Source organism: Candidatus Desulfatibia sp. (genome assembly GCF_036446775.1).
In the GTDB taxonomy this organism is placed as follows: Bacteria; Desulfobacterota; Desulfobacteria; order Desulfobacterales; family UBA11574; genus Desulfatibia_A.
On record NZ_JAZFTO010000113.1, the window covers coordinates 1 to 20,267 of the forward strand.

24 protein-coding genes are annotated in these 20,267 nt (G+C 46.5%); 13 read left to right on the top strand and 11 right to left on the bottom strand.

All coding sequences use genetic code 11. The features are described 5' to 3' along the window. Complete coding sequence (gene clpB / locus V3S16_RS05410) at positions 1 to 2,544, top strand: ATP-dependent chaperone ClpB (protein ID WP_413883655.1); 2,544 nt, start codon at positions 1 to 3, stop codon at positions 2,542 to 2,544. Between the two features lie 355 nt (positions 2,545 to 2,899). On the opposite strand, the gene V3S16_RS05415 is transcribed toward clpB, so the two are convergent. The 8 genes from V3S16_RS05415 to V3S16_RS05450 form a co-directional block, all read right to left on the bottom strand. After that, positions 2,900 to 3,487 (bottom strand): hypothetical protein, encoded by a 588-nt coding sequence (locus tag V3S16_RS05415; RefSeq protein ID WP_413883656.1) that lies wholly within the window; start codon positions 3,485 to 3,487, stop codon positions 2,900 to 2,902. Beyond that, positions 3,484 to 3,939, bottom strand: a complete 456-nt coding sequence (locus tag V3S16_RS05420; protein WP_413883657.1) for a hypothetical protein — start codon at positions 3,937 to 3,939, stop codon at positions 3,484 to 3,486. The genes V3S16_RS05415 and V3S16_RS05420 overlap by 4 nt, the downstream gene beginning before the upstream one ends. A gap of 30 nt (positions 3,940 to 3,969) precedes the next feature. Then, positions 3,970 to 4,218 carry an ATP synthase F0 subunit C gene (gene atpE / locus V3S16_RS05425; RefSeq protein ID WP_413883658.1) on the bottom strand — a complete coding sequence of 83 codons (249 nt, stop codon included), beginning with the start codon at positions 4,216 to 4,218 and terminating at the stop codon, positions 3,970 to 3,972. 54 nt (positions 4,219 to 4,272) lie between these two features. Further along, complete coding sequence (locus V3S16_RS05430; protein WP_413883659.1) at positions 4,273 to 4,395, bottom strand: hypothetical protein; 123 nt, start codon at positions 4,393 to 4,395, stop codon at positions 4,273 to 4,275. A 63-nt stretch (positions 4,396 to 4,458) separates the two neighbouring features. Continuing rightward, positions 4,459 to 5,433: an ATP synthase F0 subunit C gene (gene atpE / locus V3S16_RS05435; protein ID WP_413883660.1), complete on the bottom strand. Its 975-nt coding sequence runs from the start codon at positions 5,431 to 5,433 to the stop codon at positions 4,459 to 4,461. 3 nt (positions 5,434 to 5,436) lie between these two features. Continuing rightward, positions 5,437 to 6,111 (bottom strand): F0F1 ATP synthase subunit A, encoded by a 675-nt coding sequence (gene atpB, locus V3S16_RS05440; protein WP_413883661.1) that lies wholly within the window; start codon positions 6,109 to 6,111, stop codon positions 5,437 to 5,439. 13 nt (positions 6,112 to 6,124) lie between these two features. Beyond that, positions 6,125 to 6,532, bottom strand: a complete 408-nt coding sequence (locus V3S16_RS05445; protein WP_413883662.1) for an ATP synthase subunit I — start codon at positions 6,530 to 6,532, stop codon at positions 6,125 to 6,127. After that, a complete protein-coding gene (locus V3S16_RS05450; protein ID WP_413883663.1) occupies positions 6,498 to 6,782 on the bottom strand; it encodes an AtpZ/AtpI family protein in 285 nt (94 codons plus the stop codon). The genes V3S16_RS05445 and V3S16_RS05450 overlap by 35 nt, the downstream gene beginning before the upstream one ends. Before the next feature lie 498 nt (positions 6,783 to 7,280). Between V3S16_RS05450 and V3S16_RS05455 the strand changes: the two genes are divergently transcribed. Beyond that, positions 7,281 to 8,270: a DHH family phosphoesterase gene (locus V3S16_RS05455; protein WP_413883664.1), complete on the top strand. Its 990-nt coding sequence runs from the start codon at positions 7,281 to 7,283 to the stop codon at positions 8,268 to 8,270. Positions 8,271 to 8,294: 24 nt separating this feature from the next. Then, positions 8,295 to 9,080: an MBL fold metallo-hydrolase gene (locus V3S16_RS05460; RefSeq protein ID WP_413883665.1), complete on the top strand. Its 786-nt coding sequence runs from the start codon at positions 8,295 to 8,297 to the stop codon at positions 9,078 to 9,080. A gap of 417 nt (positions 9,081 to 9,497) precedes the next feature. On the opposite strand, the gene V3S16_RS05465 is transcribed toward V3S16_RS05460, so the two are convergent. Further along, positions 9,498 to 9,662, bottom strand: a complete 165-nt coding sequence (locus V3S16_RS05465; RefSeq protein ID WP_413883678.1) for a GNAT family N-acetyltransferase — start codon at positions 9,660 to 9,662, stop codon at positions 9,498 to 9,500. A 3-nt stretch (positions 9,663 to 9,665) separates the two neighbouring features. Then, a complete protein-coding gene (locus V3S16_RS05470) occupies positions 9,666 to 9,851 on the bottom strand; it encodes a hypothetical protein (RefSeq protein WP_413883666.1) in 186 nt (61 codons plus the stop codon). Positions 9,852 to 10,690: 839 nt separating this feature from the next. Between V3S16_RS05470 and V3S16_RS05475 the strand changes: the two genes are divergently transcribed. From V3S16_RS05475 to V3S16_RS05520, 10 genes are all read left to right on the top strand, one after another. Then, positions 10,691 to 11,350: a bifunctional precorrin-2 dehydrogenase/sirohydrochlorin ferrochelatase gene (locus V3S16_RS05475; RefSeq protein ID WP_413883667.1), complete on the top strand. Its 660-nt coding sequence runs from the start codon at positions 10,691 to 10,693 to the stop codon at positions 11,348 to 11,350. Between the two features lie 34 nt (positions 11,351 to 11,384). Continuing rightward, positions 11,385 to 12,206, top strand: coding sequence for a c-type cytochrome biogenesis protein CcsB (gene ccsB / locus V3S16_RS05480; protein WP_413883668.1), 822 nt, complete (start codon positions 11,385 to 11,387; stop codon positions 12,204 to 12,206). Between the two features lie 6 nt (positions 12,207 to 12,212). Further along, on the top strand, positions 12,213 to 13,481 hold the full coding sequence (hemA, locus tag V3S16_RS05485) for a glutamyl-tRNA reductase (RefSeq protein ID WP_413883669.1): 1,269 nt from the start codon (positions 12,213 to 12,215) through the stop codon (positions 13,479 to 13,481). A 95-nt stretch (positions 13,482 to 13,576) separates the two neighbouring features. After that, positions 13,577 to 14,515 carry an ACP S-malonyltransferase gene (gene fabD, locus V3S16_RS05490; protein ID WP_413883670.1) on the top strand — a complete coding sequence of 313 codons (939 nt, stop codon included), beginning with the start codon at positions 13,577 to 13,579 and terminating at the stop codon, positions 14,513 to 14,515. A gap of 94 nt (positions 14,516 to 14,609) precedes the next feature. Beyond that, positions 14,610 to 14,972, top strand: a complete 363-nt coding sequence (gene dksA, locus V3S16_RS05495; protein ID WP_413883671.1) for an RNA polymerase-binding protein DksA — start codon at positions 14,610 to 14,612, stop codon at positions 14,970 to 14,972. Further along, positions 14,950 to 15,831, top strand: coding sequence for a PHP domain-containing protein (locus V3S16_RS05500; RefSeq protein ID WP_413883672.1), 882 nt, complete (start codon positions 14,950 to 14,952; stop codon positions 15,829 to 15,831). The genes dksA and V3S16_RS05500 overlap by 23 nt, the downstream gene beginning before the upstream one ends. A 52-nt stretch (positions 15,832 to 15,883) precedes the next feature. After that, positions 15,884 to 16,582 (top strand): ribonuclease III, encoded by a 699-nt coding sequence (gene rnc, locus V3S16_RS05505; RefSeq protein WP_413883673.1) that lies wholly within the window; start codon positions 15,884 to 15,886, stop codon positions 16,580 to 16,582. 57 nt (positions 16,583 to 16,639) lie between these two features. Then, positions 16,640 to 17,836: a radical SAM protein gene (locus tag V3S16_RS05510; RefSeq protein ID WP_413883674.1), complete on the top strand. Its 1,197-nt coding sequence runs from the start codon at positions 16,640 to 16,642 to the stop codon at positions 17,834 to 17,836. 409 nt (positions 17,837 to 18,245) lie between these two features. Beyond that, positions 18,246 to 18,731 (top strand): cyclic nucleotide-binding domain-containing protein, encoded by a 486-nt coding sequence (locus V3S16_RS05515; RefSeq protein WP_413883675.1) that lies wholly within the window; start codon positions 18,246 to 18,248, stop codon positions 18,729 to 18,731. A gap of 1 nt (position 18,732) precedes the next feature. Beyond that, entirely contained in the window at positions 18,733 to 18,957 is a 225-nt protein-coding gene (locus V3S16_RS05520) for a hypothetical protein (RefSeq protein WP_413883676.1), read from the top strand. Positions 18,958 to 18,977: 20 nt separating this feature from the next. On the opposite strand, the gene V3S16_RS05525 is transcribed toward V3S16_RS05520, so the two are convergent. Beyond that, positions 18,978 to 20,267: RtcB family protein (locus V3S16_RS05525; RefSeq protein ID WP_413883677.1), on the bottom strand; the 1,290-nt coding region annotated here is incomplete at its 5' end.

Consider the following 20,267-nt stretch of genomic DNA (forward strand, 5'->3'; position numbering starts at 1 on the left):
ATTCACAATGCTCAAGCTCTGGCTTCAGAGCATCATAACCAGCAGATCGAACCTGAACATTTTTTAAAGGTCATGCTGAATGAAGAACAAGGGGTCGCCGGGGCCATGCTGCGTAAATTAGGTATTTCACCAAATGCTGTCGTCCAGGAGCTGTCGCTTGCTATTGACCGGCTGCCAAAGGTCAGCGGCATTGGGGAAGTTTATCTTTCTCCCCGGGCAAAAGCCGTGCTGGATACGGCTTTTCAAGAAGCGACCAAAATGAAGGATGAATATGTAAGCATTGAACACATACTGCTGGCCGTTGCCGACCAAAAAGAAGGTGAGGCCGGTAAAATACTCGTCCAAAATGGTATCAACAGAGAATCGATTTTAAAGGTTCTGATGGATATCCGCGGGTCCCAGCGCATCACCGATCCTAATCCCGAAGAAAAATACCAGGCGCTTGACAAGTTCAGCCACAACCTGACCGACATTGCCCGTCTGGGCAAACTCGACCCGGTTATCGGCCGGGATGATGAAATCCGGCGCATTGTACAGGTCCTTTCAAGGCGTACCAAAAACAATCCGGTCCTCATCGGCGAACCCGGTGTCGGCAAAACCGCCATTGTCGAGGGGCTGGCTCAACGCATTATGGCGGGAGATGTATCCGAAACACTTAAAAACAGGCGGCTGGTCGCCCTTGATATGGGCGCCCTCATCGCCGGTGCCAAATACAGGGGAGAGTTTGAAGACCGTTTAAAGGCGGTTTTAAAAGAGATTGAAAAAGCCGAAGGAGAGATCATTCTTTTTATCGACGAACTGCACACTTTGGTCGGTGCCGGCGCCAGCGAAGGCGCTATGGATGCATCCAACATGTTAAAGCCTGCGCTGGCCAGAGGAACCCTGCGGTGTGTGGGGGCAACCACCTTAAATGAATACAGAAAATATATTGAAAAAGACGCCGCGCTGGAAAGACGCTTTCAACCTGTTATGGTGGCAGAGCCCTCTGTTGAGGATACTGTTTCCATCCTGCGGGGACTTAAAGAAAAATATGAGGTGCACCATGGTGTCAGGATTAAAGATTCGGCCATTGTTGCGGCCGCAGCCCTTTCCAACCGCTACATTTCGGACCGCTTTTTGCCGGACAAGGCCATTGATTTGATTGACGAATGTGCCTCCAAGCTCAGAATCGAAATCGACAGCATGCCGGCTGAAATCGACGAAATCCAGCGCAAGATAACCCAGGCTGAAATCGAGAGGGAAGCCTTAAAAAAAGAATCCGATGCTGCATCTCAAAAACGCCTTGCAAAACTTGATGCAGATATCAGCGGAATGCAGGACGAAATCCTGGCAATGAAAGCCCACTGGCAGCATGAAAAGGATTTGATCCAGACCATCAGAACAATCAAGGAACAGCAGGAACAGCTGGGCATTGAAGAACAGCAGGCTGAAAGAGAGGGCAATCTGGCAAAAGTTGCCGAGATCAGATACGGCCGGGCCACAAAACTTCAAAAAGGCCTGGCCGAAGCCAATGAAAAGCTGGCCCGGCTTCAGGAAAAGAACAAAATGCTCAAGGAAGAGGTCGATGATGAAGACATTGCCGAAGTCATCTCCAAATGGACCGGTATTCCGGTAAGCAAAATGCTGGAGGGTGAAAGGGAAAAGCTCGTCAATATGGAAGATCGTCTGAGCAAGCGAGTGGTTGGGCAAAATGAGGCCATTGCGGCGATCTCAAATGCGGTGCGCCGCGCGCGCAGCGGGCTCCAGGATCCCAACCGGCCCATCGGATCTTTTATTTTCATGGGACCTACAGGGGTCGGCAAAACCGAACTGGCCAAGGCCCTGGCGGAATTTATTTTTGACAGCGACCAGGCCATGGTCAGAATTGACATGTCGGAATATATGGAAAAGCATACCGTATCACGCCTTATCGGGGCACCTCCTGGTTACGTGGGTTACGAAGAAGGCGGATACCTCACCGAGGCTGTGCGCCGACGGCCGTATTCCGTGGTGCTGTTTGACGAAATTGAAAAAGCGCATCCGGAGGTGTTTAATGTATTGCTTCAAATTCTGGATGACGGCCGCATGACAGACGGCCACGGGAGAACGGTCGATTTTAAAAACTCGATCATTATTATGACATCCAACGTGGGCAGTCAGTGGATACAGGAACTGGGCGCTTCGCGGCGTGAAGAGATGGAACTGCGCATAACAGAAGCCCTGCGGGCAAATTTCAAGCCGGAATTTTTAAATCGGATTGATGAAACCATTATTTTTCAGAATCTTACACAAGAACAACTGGGCGGTATCGTGGAAATACAGATGCAACAACTGGCAGCCCGGCTGGCGCAAATGAACATAAAACTGGTGCTTTCAGGTCGGGCGCGCACGTTCCTTGCTGAGAAAGGATACGATCAGATATATGGTGCCCGTCCTTTAAAGCGCGCCTTGCAAAAATATATCGAAAATCCGCTCTCCATGGAGATTATCCAGGGCAACATCGCAGAGGGTGCCGAGATAGAAGCCGATGTAGAAGGCGGGCAGATGGTTTTTAGGTCCTCATAAACTGATCGGTTCCAAGTGCAGGGTTCAGAACAGGGTCACGCCATTTAAACTTGTAATTGCTAGAGTAAATTAAATTCCAAATCACAAATCACAAAATTCAAACAAATAACAATGACCAAAATTCAAAATTCCAAACCCTTCTATGATCTTGAAGAAAGAAAGGCTGGATCGGTTTCGGTCATTGGATATTGGAATTTGGGATTTATTTGTAATTTGGTGCTTGGAATTTGGGATTTTAGTGCCGTATCCGGGAAAGCAAATTGTTCTACCTGATTAAACCTTTAAACCTTTGAACCTCTGAACCTTTGAACCCTGAACCTCTGAACGGTTACGCTAATTTTCATCGCTCAGTGACTTATGCAGCTCGGGTACCGGTAAGGTAGTCGTTTAAAAATTTTTCGTTGTCAGCATCGGTAATCTCTTGGGGAAGCCTTTCCATTACCAGCTCAATGGTCTTGTCCACCAGTTCCGCCTTGACCGCATTTCTGGCCTTGAGAATATAACCTTCAATTCTACGATTGGCATCTTTCAGCATATACTGGCTTTCTTGGCGGGCAGCTGCAATAATATCTTGTTTTCTCCTTGTTCCCTGCTCAATAATCCGCTCTTTTATCCTGGTAAAGTGAACGTCACTTTCATCGAGCATTTTGTTGATCTCTCTGATCTTATCGACAGCCTTTGCTTTCTTTTCCTCGATTCGTGCTATATCCCGGGTGATTTTTTCTTTTTGCCCCAGCAAAAAATTCATAAGCGGTTTTTTGCCGTATTTGACAAAAATAAAGACCAGGATCCCGAAATTAATCCACAACAGAACCTCGTCATATATGGGTCGCCAGCCCCCAGGCTTTTCAGAGGCCCAGGCCACCGCTCCTAAATAATGCAGACCTAAGGCTCCTGCCAGAATGCAACCGCACAACCAAACCAGCGTATGGACTCTTTTCATGGAACCAGCCTCCGATCCAGCACCTTTTCCATGATACTGATTGCCAGAGCTTCGGATTCTTCCTCCAGATGTTTTCCGGCTTCCGCAATCTGAGCGGCAATTTCGATTTCAGTTTTTTCTTTAATCAACGCAATCTCTTGTCTGGTGGAGCCGCGAATCTCAGCAGCCTCCCGGCTTCCCAATTCTTCACGTTCTTGCCGCAGTCCCTCGGCCTCCCTGCGAACGGCCGACTCCTTGGCGTTCAACTCATCTGTCAGACGTTCAAAGTCTGCGGCCGCTTCAGCAGTGTCCAGCTTGATTGTCTCCACAAAACTTTTTCTTTCCGCCATGACACCCTGCAGTGGACGAAACATAATGCGGTTGATGATCCACAGAAAGATCAGAAAAGAGATCAGCTGAGCAAGCAAGGTCCCGTTAATACTAATAAGGGCTATGGTGCTGACAATTTCCATAATTTGTCTTCCATAAATACGCTTGAGCAATCACACAACGAATAAAAGCAGCAAGGCAATAACAAGTGAATATATTCCGGTAGACTCGGCTACGGCTTGACCCACCAGCATGGTTCGGGTCAGCAGACCTGCCTCTGCCGGATTCTTGCCAATCGCCTCACATGCTTTTGCTGCGGCCATTCCTTCACCCACGCCAGGGCCGATGGCTCCGAAGCCCATTGAAATACCTGCTCCGATAAACGCTGCTGCTTTAACAATGTCTGCTCCTTCAATTGCCATTTTTATATCCCTCCTTAAAGAAATACCCTAATCGAGTCAAAACTCGATTAGGCGTTATTGGTTAATCGTTTTAACAAGCTGATACTGGATGCTGGATATTTGATACTGGATAAGATAAGGATAATTCCCTTTTTTAAAGACCAGCATCCAGAAACCAGCATCAAGCATCTTTTCCATAAAGACATCACATGGTTTTATAATTTTTTTGCCACAAAAAACGAAAAACCTACAATTAAGGTACTAAACAACAAAGATCAGGACTAAGCTTATCACCATGGCATAAATGGCCGTTGATTGAGAAACAGCCTGCCCGATCAACATGGTGCGCATTAATTCACCCTGGTGTTCAACATTTCTGGCTATCCATTTTACGGCCCCTTCGGCGGCCATGCCGTTGCCTATTCCGGGGCCGATGCCTCCAAAGCCCATGCTGATGCCGGCCCCCAAAAGTGCCATGGCAGGACTCAAAAGCGTGGTTTCCGGAAATGCTTTGAACATCAGTATAAAACTTACCAACAGACCGAAGATGGAAGGGGTCTGGGACACGGCCTGGCCCACAAGCATGGCGGTGGTCACACTTGGGATGGTCTCAGGATTTCGGGATACGCCTTCACAGCCTGCCCCGGCTGCCATTCCGCCCCCGTATCCGGAACCAATGGCCGCAAGTCCCATGCTGATACCGGCCCCCAACAAGGCTGCCCAGGTAGGATTTAAGGGCGCATTTCCAAAATCTATAAACATGAGTATCAGTGCCACTACCATGGCAAATATGGCCGGCGTCTGGCATACGGCCGACCCAATGAGCATGTTGGTCATCAAGCGTCCCTTCATGGCCGGTTGTCTGGATATTCCCTTGCAGGCCTGTCCCCCCGGCAATCCCGATCCCACTCCTGAACCGACGGCCCCAAAACCCATGCTGATACCCGCACCCAAAAGGGCCGCCGCCTTTAAAAGGCTGATTACGGATACATCCAAAAACAGGAGCAGGATGGCAATTACAAGGGCAAAGATGGAGGCTGACTCGGCTATGGCCTGTCCCACCAACATGGATTTAAAAATATCACCGGAAATTTTCGGGTTTCGTGATATAGCTAAATTGGCTTCCGCGGCGGTATACCCCTCACCAATGGCCGCACCGACGGCGCCGACCCCCATGCAAAAACCGCCGCCAACATAAGCAGCTATACTTACAAGTGTTTGAGCTTCAAATTCCATATGTTATTTTACCTGCACTGAAATATAAACGACTGTAAGCATGGTGAACACAAAGGCCTGAACGGTTCCTACGAAACACCCAAAGAAAAAAGACAGAAACGGTGGGACAATAATGCTGTACGTCAGATAGGATACAACAAGTATGATGATCGCACCGCCCATGATGTTGCCAAATAGACGAAAGGAGATGGAAACGATCTTTGCAAATTCCCCGATCACATTCAGCGGCGCCATGAAAAAGACCGGCTCGCAGTATTCCTTAAGATACTGCTTTAGGCCCTTTGACTTTATCCCGGCATGATGGGCAATCACAAAACCCATGATTCCGAGACTCAAGGGTGTGTTAAGATCTTTGGTGGGCTCACCAAGGTGAGGAATTATCCCCAACCAGTTACTAAGTAGCAGAAACATAAATAGTGCTATGATAAGAGGTCCATATGTTTTTGCCATTTCTTCGTCCAGGGCATCTTCGGTCAGTTTGTAAAGCGCTGATACAAGTAATTCCCCCAAAACCTGCAGAGGCCCGGGGAGCAACGCTCTTTTTTTGCTGGCCATAAAACCAAAAAAAATCAGCACCGTAATGACAATCCATGTCATCGCTATAACTTCAAGATTGAAGGCTATTTTATATCCCATAAAAGAGATGATCAACTGATGCAGTTTGCCTAGCTCTTTCATAATAGATGGTGCTCTATACCTGTTTTTCGCGGATTGACGAGATTATAGTTAAGGCATGATCAGCAAATATCACCAACTGGATCATAAAGATCCCTACTATTGAAGAAAACAGATTAAACTGTTCAAACTTTATGGCCAAAATAATCGGTATCGCCAACAAAAAAAATCTGACTGCTATTGAGGCCAGGGATAGAGAAAAGATTTTTCCTTTTGTCTTGCCTATCTTATGTGGAATCGCCTCTCCCATTAAAATAAAATTTACAATGCTGAAAACCGTCCCCAGAATCAAACCCTTGCCAAGAGGGCTTTGGCCGGCCAGGATAAAAAAAAAGCCTGCAAAAATTGCCGCCGTAATGGCTCTCGAGCAGTATTTTTTCTGAGTTTGTCTAATCGATTCCATTGTTGAAATTTGTTTTGCCATCTTCTTTCTGTTCAGTTATCTCCAGAATCTGACGATACACAACGTTGGCGCCACCAATAACACCAAGAATAATAAATATGGTTATGAAAACACCCTTTGTTCCCAACCATCTGTCAAGGTACAGCCCGATAAAAAAACAAAAAGCGATGCAGCCGGCCATTGTAAGACCGAGTTGAGTGACAACGTAAAGGTTTTCGGCCCAGGCACGGTCCCTGTTATAATCGAAAACCTTTTTTTTTTTTTCAGGCATCTTGCCGTCCCATAAATAATTGTAATTGCTTAAATTTTTGTCGTCGCGGGGCTGTTTCTTTTAAAACAACGAAGATTCCAGATAGCAGATATTGTTCGTAACTGTCAAGAAGATAAACTGTTTTTTTATGAATGATATTAATAACTCCAAAAAGCTTTATGAACGCTTAAAAGCGTCACAACTGTCTGGATATATCGAAAAAACTTCTGATTGCATAAAATGATAATCTAATATATCGTAACTGGTGGATTATCATTGAGACCTTTATTGCAAAACGCCCCTTTTTGCTCTCCGAGGCGTAGGCTCGCCTCTACGAGCCGGAGGCCCGATTTCTGTGCGCCTGCCCTGTGGAATGCTTGCCCAATGGAATTCCGCCTTGCGGACCTCCTTCGGAGGATTCCACCGGGCGGGCCTATTCCTCTGGGGTCAAACTCAAACAAAAATCAGTGTTTTTCAAAGGTCTCTCATTCTTAAAATCGCAACAACTTTTTTCGTTATATGACAATATCTGCTGCTGAAAGATTGCGCCGCTTTTACGATCAGTTTGCGGGCGATGACCATGTTTTGGTGGTTATTAATGCGGATCCGGATGCCATTGCAAGTGCCAAGGCAATTAAAAGATTGTTGTGGCGCAAAGTCTCAAGTGTAACCATATCCAACATCAACATCATCAAACGCCCTGACAACCTGGCCATGATCCGGCTTCTGGGGGTCGCTCTTGTTCACATCGATGAAATCGATGTAAGTCTCTTCAACCGCTTTGTAATCGTCGATTCGCAGCCGGAGCATCATGAAGTTTTTAAAAAATTGAATCCGGATGTGATTATCGATCATCATCCCGAAACCGGCGCCCGGGCACCTTATCTGGATATCCGCCCCAAATACGGCGCCACCGCCAGCATACTGACCGAGTATTTAAGGGCCGCCCGCATCAAACCTTCGGCCAAGTTGGCAACCGGCCTGTTTCATGCCATTAAAACAGATACGGGTAACTTTGAACGGCAAACGCAGATTGAAGATGTACGGGCCTTTCAGTTTCTTTATCGACACGCCAATATCCACCTTGTCCGCAAAATCGAGCAGGCGGAGCTTAGGCTCGATTTCCTCAAATATTTTAAAATCGCTCTTGCTAATATGCGCAGGCGCAAAGGCAGGATATTTGTTCATCTTGGTCCGGTAATAAACCCGGATGTATGTGTGCTTATCGCAGACTTTTTCATGCGGATCGATTCTGTCAGCTGGAGCATCGTATCCGGTTTTTATAACAAAGCTCTGATTCTAGTTTTCAGAAACGACGGGGTTCGCAAAAACGCCGGGAGATTGGCCCAACAGAGCTTTGGCCTGCTCGGCTCCGGCGGCGGCCATAAAAGCATGGCGCGTGCCGAGATTCCCATTGCAGACTTAAAGCCGCTGGTTGACCACCAGGATGAAAAAAAAGTGCTGCAGTGGATTATCAGGCAGGTAGAAAAAAGAGCCGGCAAAACATAGTTTTGGGGAATAGCAGAATCAACCATGACTTCTCAAAGTGTCGAAATAATCGTGACCATCTTAGGTTCGGGCTCATGCGTCCCTTCCCTGCGGCGCAGTTCGTGTGCGTTACTTATGCAAATTAACGACAATCTGCTGCTGTTTGATTCCGGTGCCGGCACAATGCGACGACTGCTTGAAGCCGGAACAACGATTTTCGATATTTCGCATATTTTTTACAGCCACTTGCATCCGGACCATACCGGTGAGCTGGTTTCATTCCTGTTTGCCAACAAATACTCGGGTACGGCCCGTCGGCAAATCCCGATTACCTTCGTGGCTGCTGAGGGTTTTTCGACCTTTTATAAGGGCCTCAAAAAAGTTTATGGAAGCTGGATAGAACTCGAACCGGAACTATTCAGCATTGTCGAGCTAGACAAAAGCGCTGACGATACTTGTAGTTTCAATGATTTTACAGTTAAATCAAGCCCCGTGGAACACATTGATGGCAGTATCGCTTACAGAATTACCAGCGATGGTGGAAAAACGGTCGTCTATTCGGGCGACACGGATTTTTCCGAGAACCTTGTGGCGCTTTCCAAAGATGCGGATCTGCTGATCTGTGAAGCGGCCAACCCCGACGACCTCAAAGTTCAAGGACATCTGACGCCGTCTCTGGCCGGAGAAATAGCAACCCGAGCCAATGTCGGCAAACTGATCCTGACCCACTTTTATCCCGAATGCGAGCATGCCGATATTGAAAAACAATGCCGTAAAACCTATACCGGTCCGCTGATTCTGGCAGAGGACCTCATGAAAATCGAATTATAGCCAAATAGCTTCAGCCTGCATTTTCAAGAATACCTTTCCAGAAACGATGTTCTTTTTTGTTTTGCTCCAATGCAAAGAACATTCCGGCTTTAACAGAATGGCTGGCCCGGAAATTCCATGCAACTAAGGCGCTCAATTGCAAGGCTCAGGGGCGATGCTGTAGCATATCTACCGTCATCTGGTCATCTGCCTCATCTGGGCTCATCTGGGGTCGGGCCACGGTAACAGGCTCTAATAACAGTAAAAGAAGCCTAAAATAGGCCCTAAAATCGTCTTAAACGACTCATTTTGATCCCCAAAAGAACCTTTTAAGCTAAATCATGCTTCAAAAAAAATCCTTAGCCCTGCAATTTTGCACCCAGAATGGTATGTTTAAGACCAAAAAATGACTATTTTTAGAGCTCTCTTTCCAAATATTCAGGCAGTTAGCGTGGCCTGACCCCCATTTGCGACTTTGCCTGCTTTGATAGTAGCTTCCGCCAACAGCCTGCCTGCCTTTTTTCCCCTGAAATCCGGTCTCACGTATAGCCGCTTCATCTCACAAACGCCTTTTTCGAAAGATCGGAGGCCAACACAGCCTATAGGCTAATTTTCTGATAAAGCTAAAAATAGACGCCCCACAGGTGGAGAATATTGACCGGGAAAATCAGCCAGCTCTTGATCAAAGTTTTGAAAGCATAAGTCAAATCCTAATGATTCAGCATATTCTTGAAATAGCTCCTTTGCTTTTGCAATTAAATCATCTGTATTTGCTTCAACAATTTCTATCATTTTTCAGATTATAACATAGAGTAGACGGCCTAATAGCCGTAGTTAATTACGACAAATGGCCGCTGTAAAATTAATAAATATCAACAATACAGTGTCTTAGCTACAACAGGTGTTTCATATTGAAATGTGAAATACGGCTAAAAGGCCGTATAGTATCTGATATGCGGCTTTTGGGCCGTATAGCACTTTTTGGGTAAATTTTGAAACATTTTAATATTATTAAGAAAATAATACAATTACGGCTTATATTGAATTGAAAAATACGGTAAAAGTGAAAAAGTTGTCGCATTATTGTGAAAATCCGGGTCGTACAATTTAGCTATTCTCTATTTTGTTGCTCTTTGCCGTAAAATCATTTTGCCGCTATTGGAATAAAATCGTAACACGATTTTATTGCCTGACCATAAACGAAAAAATCAAAAATATCAATGCTTAGTATAGTGTAGCGCCTGTGGCGCTGGTGGAGGAGCGCCCTGCAAGTACTTGGCCGCCTACGCTGAAGCTACGTCTGCCAAGGGGCTTGAGGAACGGCTCGATGAGCCTTGATGCGGGTTGTTGGTTTTGCGTTGTGTGTTTTTTTACAGGAGATATCTTTGGGGGAGTTTTTGAAGAAACCATCAAAATTCTGTCCGGCAATAAAATGCTGAAGATCGAGTTGTTCCTGTCAGCAAACCCATGGGGTCAAAAGTCTATTTTGTTGCCTTTTTGCCGTATATACACAACAAATATGTCGTGAATATTGCTTGTGTTTTTTGATTAGGGTGGCTATTTTGATATGAAAATGCTTTTTTGGGGCCAGAGAAAACTTGGTCCAGTTTCATTGTTTCTTCTGAGGTTGCATGCGCTACTATCCAATCTGTCTTGACATACAAAATCGCACCTGTTTAGTGGTGGGAGGGGGCTCTGTCGGCACGCGCAAGGTAATCACCCTTTTGAACTGCGGGGCCCATGTAACCGTCGTCAGCCCGGCCGCAAGCGCACGCTTGCAGGAACTGGCTAATAACGGTTCAATAATACTGAAAAAACGTTTTTTCCGATCTTCCGATCTGGCTAACATGTTCCTGGTTTGCAGTGCAACTGACAACCAGGAGTTGAACCGGCAAATTCATACAGAGGCCGAAAGCCTTGGCATGCTGTGCAATGTAGCGGATCGACCTGAAGTGTGCAATTTTATTCTGCCTTCGATTGTAAACCGCGGGGATCTGATCATTGCTATCTCTACTTCAGGTCAAAGCCCTGCTTTTGCAAAAAAACTGCGCAAGGATCTCGAAAAGGTTTTCGGAAACGAACATGCCGAGTTTCTAAAATTAATGGGCGCTGTCCGCAAAAAACTGTTGCGCCAAGACCACCGGCCGAAGGCCCATAAGCATCTTTTTGAACAGCTGATAAACGGTGGTCTGGTTGATATGATTAAAGCGCATCAATACGAAGATATCGATGCTTTGCTGTTTGAAACTCTTGGTAAAGGGTACCAGTTCAAATCATTAATGCACGAGTGAACCTCGTGAAAAACGCACGCAAATGGTGTCATAAGTGGAAATTATTATACTGATTACAACCATTTTTTACTTGTTGAGCACAGCCGGTTACTTTAGCTATCTTTTCCGGCAAAAAGACTATCTTCAGCAAACAGGCTACTATTTGCTCGCCGCCGGTTTTTTGCTGCATACCGTGGCGCTTGCATACGGGTTTATGCAGTCCGGTCATATTCCCGTTACAAACCTTTTCGAAACGCTCTCGTTAGCCTGCTGGACCATTGCCGGCGTTTTTCTTGTCTTTCAATACAAATTCAAGCTTAAGATTCTAGGAATATATACGGCCCCGCTTTTGACCCTTGTCATGGCGCTTGCATCCCGGCTGCCCAAGGAACCGGTGCAGGTTGAAAACATTTATAACAACCTCTGGTTTATTGGTCATATTATCGCGGTGTTTATCGGCGAAGCCTCATTTGCTCTGGCTTGCGGAGTGGGGCTTTTATATCTCGTCCAGGAACACGCCATCAAGACCAAAAAGCACGGTTTTTTTTTCAGACGCCTCCCTTCTTTGGAACTGCTTGATTCCACCGGGCATGGGTGTATTATCGCCGGTTTTGCCATGCTCTCTGTGGGCCTTGTGTCCGGTGGCGTGTATGCCAAATCGGTCTGGGGCAAATTCTGGAGCTGGGATCCCAAAGAGGTCTGGTCCGGTATAACCTGGCTTTTGTATGCAGCTTTGCTCCATCAGCGCCTTATCGCTGGGTGGCGCGGGCGCAGAGCGGCCATTATGGCCATTATCGGCTTTGCAGCCGTTTTGTTTACTTTTTTGGGTGTCAACTTCCTGTTAAAGGGGCATCACGGAGAATTTACCCGTTGGTAAAGCATCATGGATGAGATTGTTTTATTAGGTATAAATCACAAAACAGCACCAATCGAGCTCCGGGAATGCCTTGCTTTCTCGAATGAAGAGACCCTTGCCGCCCTGGAAACATTTAAAGCATCACCGACAATCAGTGAAGTGATGGTTATTTCCACCTGCAACCGGGTAGAAATTTTACTGGCCACCGGGAACAAAACCAGTGCTACGGAAACCGCCAAAACGTACTTGTCTGATTCCAAAAAACTGCCTGTAGCTAAATTTGAAAAAGCTCTTTATACCCTCTGCGGTGATGAAGCTGTGCGCCATATCTTCAGGGTCGCCTCCAGTCTCGACTCAATGATGGTGGGAGAACCACAGATCCTGGGACAAATCAAAGAAGCTTATAATACCGCCACCTTAAAAAAGACTTCCGGTGTTCTTTTAAACCGACTGCTGCATCGCACTTTTTTTGTAGCAAAGCGTGTTCGCTCTGAAACCGGCATCGGAGACCATGCCGTATCGATAAGTTATGCCGCTATCGAATTAGGCAAAAAAATATTCGGTTCGCTGGCAGGCAAAAAGGCGCTGCTCATCGGCGCAGGCGAAATGGCTGAACTGGCCGTGGAACACCTGCTTCGCAACAAACCCGGGGATATCTTGGTTGCCAACAGAACTTTTGAGCGTGGGGTAAAGCTGGCTCAAAAATTTAACGGCCAGGCCGTTCGATTTGAAGAAATCATAGATTGCCTTCAGCTTGTGGATATTATCATCAGCTCAACAGGATCACCTGATTTTATTATCACCCGTGATCAAGTCAAAGGAATCATGCGCATCCGGCGCAACCGCCCTCTTTTCTTTATTGATATTGCCGTGCCGCGCGATATCGATCCCGCCATAAATCGGCTGACCAATTCTTATGTTTATGATATCGATGACTTACAAGGGATCATCAAAGAAAATATTGAAGAGCGCGACCGCGAAGCTATTAAAGGGGAAAGAATCGTCGATGAGTCTGTAATTCATTTCCGGCAGTGGTATGAGAGCCTGGACGTGGTTCCCACTATCGTCGCATTGAGGGACAAAATGGATTCCATTGCAAAAACGGAAATCAAAAAAACCCTGCAGTCTTTGAGCCATTTGTCGGATCAAGATCGCCAGGCTATTACAAGGATGGCGAACGCCATGATCAATAAAATCCTGCATGACCCGACCCGCTTGCTTAAAAGCAATGAAAGCCATGGGGAAAGACATGAATACCTTGATATCACAAGGAAACTTTTTGGACTGGATGAATAAATTGAAAAGCTGTTACGGGTTACGGGTTGCGAGTTGCGGGTTAAAAACATCCTCACTTGGGACTGCTCACCTATAACTTGAAATGGGAGGCTGCCTTGAAAAAAACCGTGTTTTTATTTCCCGGCCAGGGATCTCAGGCTGTTGGTATGGGCCGGGACTTTTACCAGGAATACGATTTTGTTAGAGAAATTTTCGACATGGCAGAAGAAATTACCAAGATAAACCTCTCGAAGCTGTGCTTTAATGGGCCCCTCGAAGATCTTACCGCAACAGTCAACCTGCAGCCGGCCATCACGGCAGTTAATCTTGCCGGTCTGGCCGCCCTTGAAAAAGAAGGTATAAAACCTGATATAACCGCCGGGCACAGTTTAGGCGAATACAGTGCCTTATGTGCATCCGGCGTTGTTTCAAAGCTGGATACGATCAAGCTTGTCGACCAAAGAGGCCGGCTCATGCATCGGGAATCGACCAGACATCTAGGAGTTATGCAGGCTATTGTCGGGCTGCCCATCGATACTGTTCGACAGCTAGTCGTCGAGGCTCAACCGGACGGTGTCATTGCCGTAGCCAACCACAACGCCGAGCGTCAGATTGTTATTACAGGTGCACCGGATCCGGTCAAGAAAGCTGCATCGCTGGCAGTATCACAAGGCGCGCGAGCCATACCTTTAAAAGTGAGCGGAGCCTGGCACAGCGATTTGATTAAAGGCGCCCAAGATGAATTCACAGATTTTCTGAACACGTTTGCGTTTAGCGCTCCGCAAAGGCCCGTTATTATGAACGTTACGGGCGATTATGCTGACAATCCCGATGAAATTAAAACGCTAATGGCCCAGCAACTTTGCCGCCCCGTCAAATGGTATGATGCCATGTGTAAGCTGATAGAGGGTCGGGTGGAATACTTTGTCGAAGTCGGTCCGGGCAGGGTACTGGCCGGTTTATTAAAGAAGATTTTGCCCAAGGATTATCCTTGCAAAATTTATAACATCAGCAGCATGCGGCGTCTGGAACAATTTTTTAAAGAAACCACCTGACTTGCATCTTTTTCTTTACATAGCGATTCTTGTGATGTAATATTATCGCTTCAGTAAAAATAGATGAGCTATAATAGCTGTTAAAGATCTGATCATGAAAAAGAAAGATATCAAATACTTTAAAGAATTTCTAACTAACCGCCTGGCAGAGCTTTTAGCCCAGGCCGGTGATACTGTCTCAGGCATGACCGCTCCCAAAGAGAATTTTCCGGACCCGACCGACCGGGCTTCCTTAGAATCTGACCGTAATTTTATGCTGCGGATAAGGGGCCGTGAGAGCAAGCTGATCAAAAAGATTAAGCAAGCTCTTGAGCGCATTGAAAACCAGACTTTCGGACGCTGTGAAAAATGCGATGATGATATTTCAATAAAACGCCTTAAAGCAAGGCCTGTAACCACTCAATGTATTGACTGCAAAACCAAAGAAGAGGCTTTTGAGAAAGCCCTTGGATTATAAAGAAAATCTGAAAATCGACCTTCACATACACTCTACCGCTTCAGATGGAACTCTATCGCCCTTAGAAATCCTCCGCTTAGCTCACCAACTTAACCTTGGAGCTATTGCCATTACAGATCATGACACCATGGCCGGCGTAAAGGAGGCACTTGCGCAGGGGATTCCTCCTTCTTTAAAATTTTTACCCGGTGTTGAAATCAGCGTCCTGCCGCCGCCGACTTTTTCTAATCTGGGAAGTTTTCATTTTCTGGGCTATTCCATCGACCCTGACAATACCCTTTTGAATCATACCTGTAGTGAGCTTCAGCGGGCCAGAAAAAACCGTAATCCGCGCATTTTAAAGATCCTCAACGAACTGGGCCTCAACATTACCTTAACCCAGGTTCAGAAAGAAGCCGGGGAATGTCAACTTGGAAGACCTCACATTGCGCAGGTCATGCTAAAAAAAGGTTATGTAAAATCGATTAATGAGGCCTTTGACAGATACTTAAGCCAAGGTAAGCCGGCGTATGTTGATAAATACCGGCTTGACTGTGCCAAAGCTATCGAAATTATCCTGGCTGCCGGCGGCGTTCCGGTACTGGCGCATCCATTTCTTGTCCAGACACAGAATGATAAAATCCTTGAAGATCTTGTTATCACTTTAATGGAAATGGGTCTGCAGGGGCTGGAGGTCTATTATCCGGAACATTCACCGGAAAAAACCGCTCACTATGCCAAGATTGCCAATCGTCGCCGTTTATTAATGACAGGTGGTACTGACTTTCACGGTTCTTTAAAGCCGGAAATACAAATGGGGTCGGGGAAAGGAAATCTTTCCATCCCTTACGCCATCTATGAAAAACTAGTCGGCCTATAATCAATTCGTAAAAAGTCACATTCATCTTTCGAAAGCCTCGAAGGGACTATAAATGTTAAACGCCGACCATGCTGAACTGCAGCGTAAACTTTTGTATGAATTTAAAAATACATGCTTTTTAGACGAATCTCTGAGGCACAGTTCTTTTGTAAATGAACAAGCCGATACCGGCATGCGGGATAATGAGCGACTAGAGTTCCTGGGTGATGCGGTTTTAAATCTCGTTATAGGAGACATACTCATGCAGCGCCATCCGGACTCTAATGAGGGAGATTTGTCCAGGATGCGTGCCAACCTGGTGAATGAAGCTCAGCTGGCCACGATTGCCCGCAGCATCAACCTTGGTTCATATCTGCAACTTGGCAAGGGAGAAATCCAGACAAACGGCCGGGAAAAGAATTCCATATTAGCTGACGCCTTTGAAGCCGTAATGGCGGCCCTATATCTGGATGGTGGTTTTGATGCCGCATTCAAGACCATCGACCGGCACTTTTCACCTCTGATTGAATCTGTAACAGCCCCCATGGCAAACTATGATTACAAAAGCCAGGTTCAGGAATTCGTCCAGGTAACACAACAAGAGATGCCGATTTATACCGTTATCCACGAAAGCGGACCGGATCACGATAAGACCTTCCGGGTGCGGCTGCAACTGCAACAGCTCCATGCTGAAGGCGTTGGAAAAAGCAAAAAGACCGCTGAACAGGATGCTGCGCGCCAGGCTCTTGAAATGTTAAAAGCCGGCACTTGATACTGGATGCTTGTTTCTTGATACTTGAAAATCTTAAAAACATCATTAAAGATTTGCATGAAAAACTACATTCTAAAGGATGCCGGACAAAGTGTCCCGCCAAGTAGTATCCAGAAATCCAGCATCCAGCATCCAGCATCCGGACTTCGGCGAGCTCAGTCGAGTCGCACCCGTCCATTTATCATTCCTGTGTTTTTACCCCACCAAGGGTGTCCGCACCGCTGCCTTTTCTGTAACCAGATTGCGATAACCAGTGTCAAAAAGAATTTGCCGTCCACTAAAAGACTGCGCTCGTGGATAAATAACTATATAAAATATAAAGGAAAACAGAGGCATCCGGTTCAGATCGCTTTTTACGGCGGCAATTTTCTAGGGCTGAAAACAGATGATATCATGCGCCTGCTGCACGAAGCCGCCAGGTTCGTCAAGGACGGACTGATCGACAGCATCCGGTTCTCTACCAGACCGGACACCATCGACATTCAGCGGCTGGATGTCATCAAACAGTATCCGGTTGCAACCATAGAGCTGGGCGTCCAATCCATGGACGACCAGGTGCTGGCCGCTGCCAACCGGGGACACACCGCTCTTGACACCGAAAAGGCGGTGGAGCTCCTCCAGGCTCACAAATATGAAATCGGCCTGCAGATGATGGTGGGCTTGCCCGGTGATGATGAAACCAAATCTCTTGCCACGGGCCGCAGAATGGCTGGTCTTGGCCCTGATTTTGTAAGAATTTATCCTACGGCCGTGCTGGAAAACAGCCCTCTGGCTGCATTGTATCGGCAAGGAGAATACACACCCTGGCCTCTAGAACGATGTGTAATTATTGTGAAAAATCTTTATCTTATGTTTATAAACAATAAAATTCCGGTCATCCGCATGGGGCTTCAGGTTTCGGGAGACTTGGCAGAAGGATCAACAATTCTGGCCGGCCCCTATCATCCGGCCTTCGGACATCTGGTTCATTCAGAGATCTTTCTGGACAGGGCCGCGGCTGCCATAAAGTCTGAAAAAAGCAACCATGACACCATTACTCTAAAAGTTCATCCGCGCAATATCTCTAAAATGAGAGGCTTGAACAATCAAAACATTGAAATTCTAAAAAGAAAATTTCAAATCAAGCATATTCGCATTATACCGGACCCCGCCCTTTCCCAAAACAAACTGGTCGTGCAGCAACACCCTAACCCGGCCGAGCCGGCCGGCGAACAAGCCCGGCATCACCCCGCCCCACAAAAATTTTCTTTTTAAGCCTAAAGATCATCAACCTGCCTGCCTTGGACTTTGCTTCTAATACACCCACCAAAAATTGAAACTCTCTGTAATACGCTGCAAGAAATTATCAAACTAAAGTATTTTTTTGTAATGTCGATATATTATTTAAAGCCCTATAATTATTCCCTGGTTGACCATAAGCAAGATTAAGGCACATGGAATCATAGACTTTCGATCAATTAGGGCGAGAAATTATACTGATTCTTTCCGGGAAAAAGTTTTTGCCCGGAGCAAGACTAAAACCTAAAAGGCTGGGTGTTGGTTTGGGAGTGTAAAAAGTATCATGATTGAATCGAAATACTTGAAAGATGATATAAAAAACATTCGGCAGCTTTGCACAATCCCGGCTTTAAAGAGTTTTGAAACCACGGATCTCGCCAAGCTGTTGAAACTGAGCAAAATAAGACAATATGCGGACGGAGAAATTATCATTCAGGAAGGTGCCACGGATCGATGGCTTTATTTTCTACTTTCAGGCAAAATACGAATTTCAAAAAATGGGGTTCTTATTTGCACTATTGATAATGCGGGTGAAGTTTTTGGTGAAATGAGAATGATAGATGGGTTAAGCAGATCAACATCCATACACGCGGAAGGCAACACAACCTGTCTGGCGGTTGACACAGCCGCAAAGCATAGGCTTGAATCTGATGATGAAGCCGCAAGCTTATTAACATTATTATATAAAATTATGGCTGAGTATATATCAATTCGCTTACGTTTATCCAATGAAAATCTGATTGAAGCCCAACAAGAAATTAAAAGATTGAAAAAATGTATTCCTGCAACAAAAGAAAAAGATCAAAAAAATCAAGATTCCCATGACGAGCTTGTCTATACGGGGATCATAGAAACAATAACCGGAGGCTAAGATGGGTAATGAATATCTTACGTATAGGTTTGGCTTTATGGCGGTAAAAAAAGGATTTGCTACACCAGAGCAAGTTTCCAAAGCTTTAGAGGCTCAGTTTGATGAGAATGTAGCGGCAAAAAAGCACAGACTAATCGGGGAGATTTTGCTCGATATGGGCGCCATGAACGCTGCTCAAGTCAACCAAGTGCTTGAGAACATGTCGAATAAAAACCCGCTATTATAAAGAGGCATGAGCAATGCGGGTTAGCCTTTTACCACCCCTATAGGTCGCAATTTTGCCACCTTTAACGAGATCCCCGCACCATGAACCACCTCAACAACTTGAGAGACATCCTTGTAGGCTTCAGGCATTTCTTCTGCCAGAGTGGATCTGCCGGTCCACTTAACCAGGATTCCCTTGTTCTCTAGTTCTCGATGAATGGCCCGGCCCTTACTGGCCTTTTTGGCAGCTTTGCGGCTCAAAACACGCCCGGCACCATGACAGGTCGAGCCGAAAGTCTCTTCCATGGCTTTTTGGGTGCCGACCAGAACATAAGAAGCCGTGCCCATGTCTCCCGGTATGATAACCGGCTGTCCCACCCGGCGATATTCATCATTCAACGCATCGTGTTCCGGCGGGAAAGATCTGGTCGCTCCTTTTCTGTGAACACAGACTATCTGCCTTTTGCCATCGATAACATGCTCTTCTTGTTTAGCGATGTTGTGACACACATCGTAAACCAGCTGCATATTAAGGTCTCTGGGACCGATACCAAGCGCTCTTAAAAAAATCTCGCGGGACATGTGCATCATAATCTGCCGGTTGGCCCAGGCATAATTGGCGGCACAGGCCATGGCATTATAATAGCGCCGACCCGCCTCTGACTGAATCATGGCGCAGGCCAGCTGTCGATCCGGCAAATCAAACCCTAATTTCTTGACATGTTTCGACATGAAGGCCAGAGAATCGTCGCAAATCTGGTACCCCAAGCCCCTTGAACCCGAATGAATCATCAGGGTTACCTGGCCCTCAAACAGCCCGAAAACGCGGGCAGCCTCGGGCTCATAAACAGCTTCAACCACACCGATTTCAAGGAAATGATTCCCGGAACCCAGGGTTCCAAGCTGCTTCCGCCCCCTCTCCAGGGCCCTCTTGCTGATCACGTCCGGGTCGGCATTCGTCATACAGCCCCCATCTTCGGTGTGATCCAAATCCGATTCTTCGCCAAAACCTTGGCGCACAGCCCACCGGCTGCCCATTTTAAGAACCTTTTTTTCTTCCTTGATTGATAGATTGATAGAACCCTTGGAGCCAACACCCGCAGGGATGCCCCTGAAAAGCGCATTGACAAGATCTGCAAGTTTCGGTCTGATATCCTCTTCAGTCAGTGAGGTTGTTGCCAGACGAACACCACAGTTTATGTCATAGCCGACTCCGCCCGGAGATATAATACCTGATTCCCAGTCAAAGGCCGCAACCCCGCCGATGGGAAACCCATAGCCCCAGTGCATATCCGGCATGGCCAGCGATGCCTTTAAAATTCCCGGCAGTGT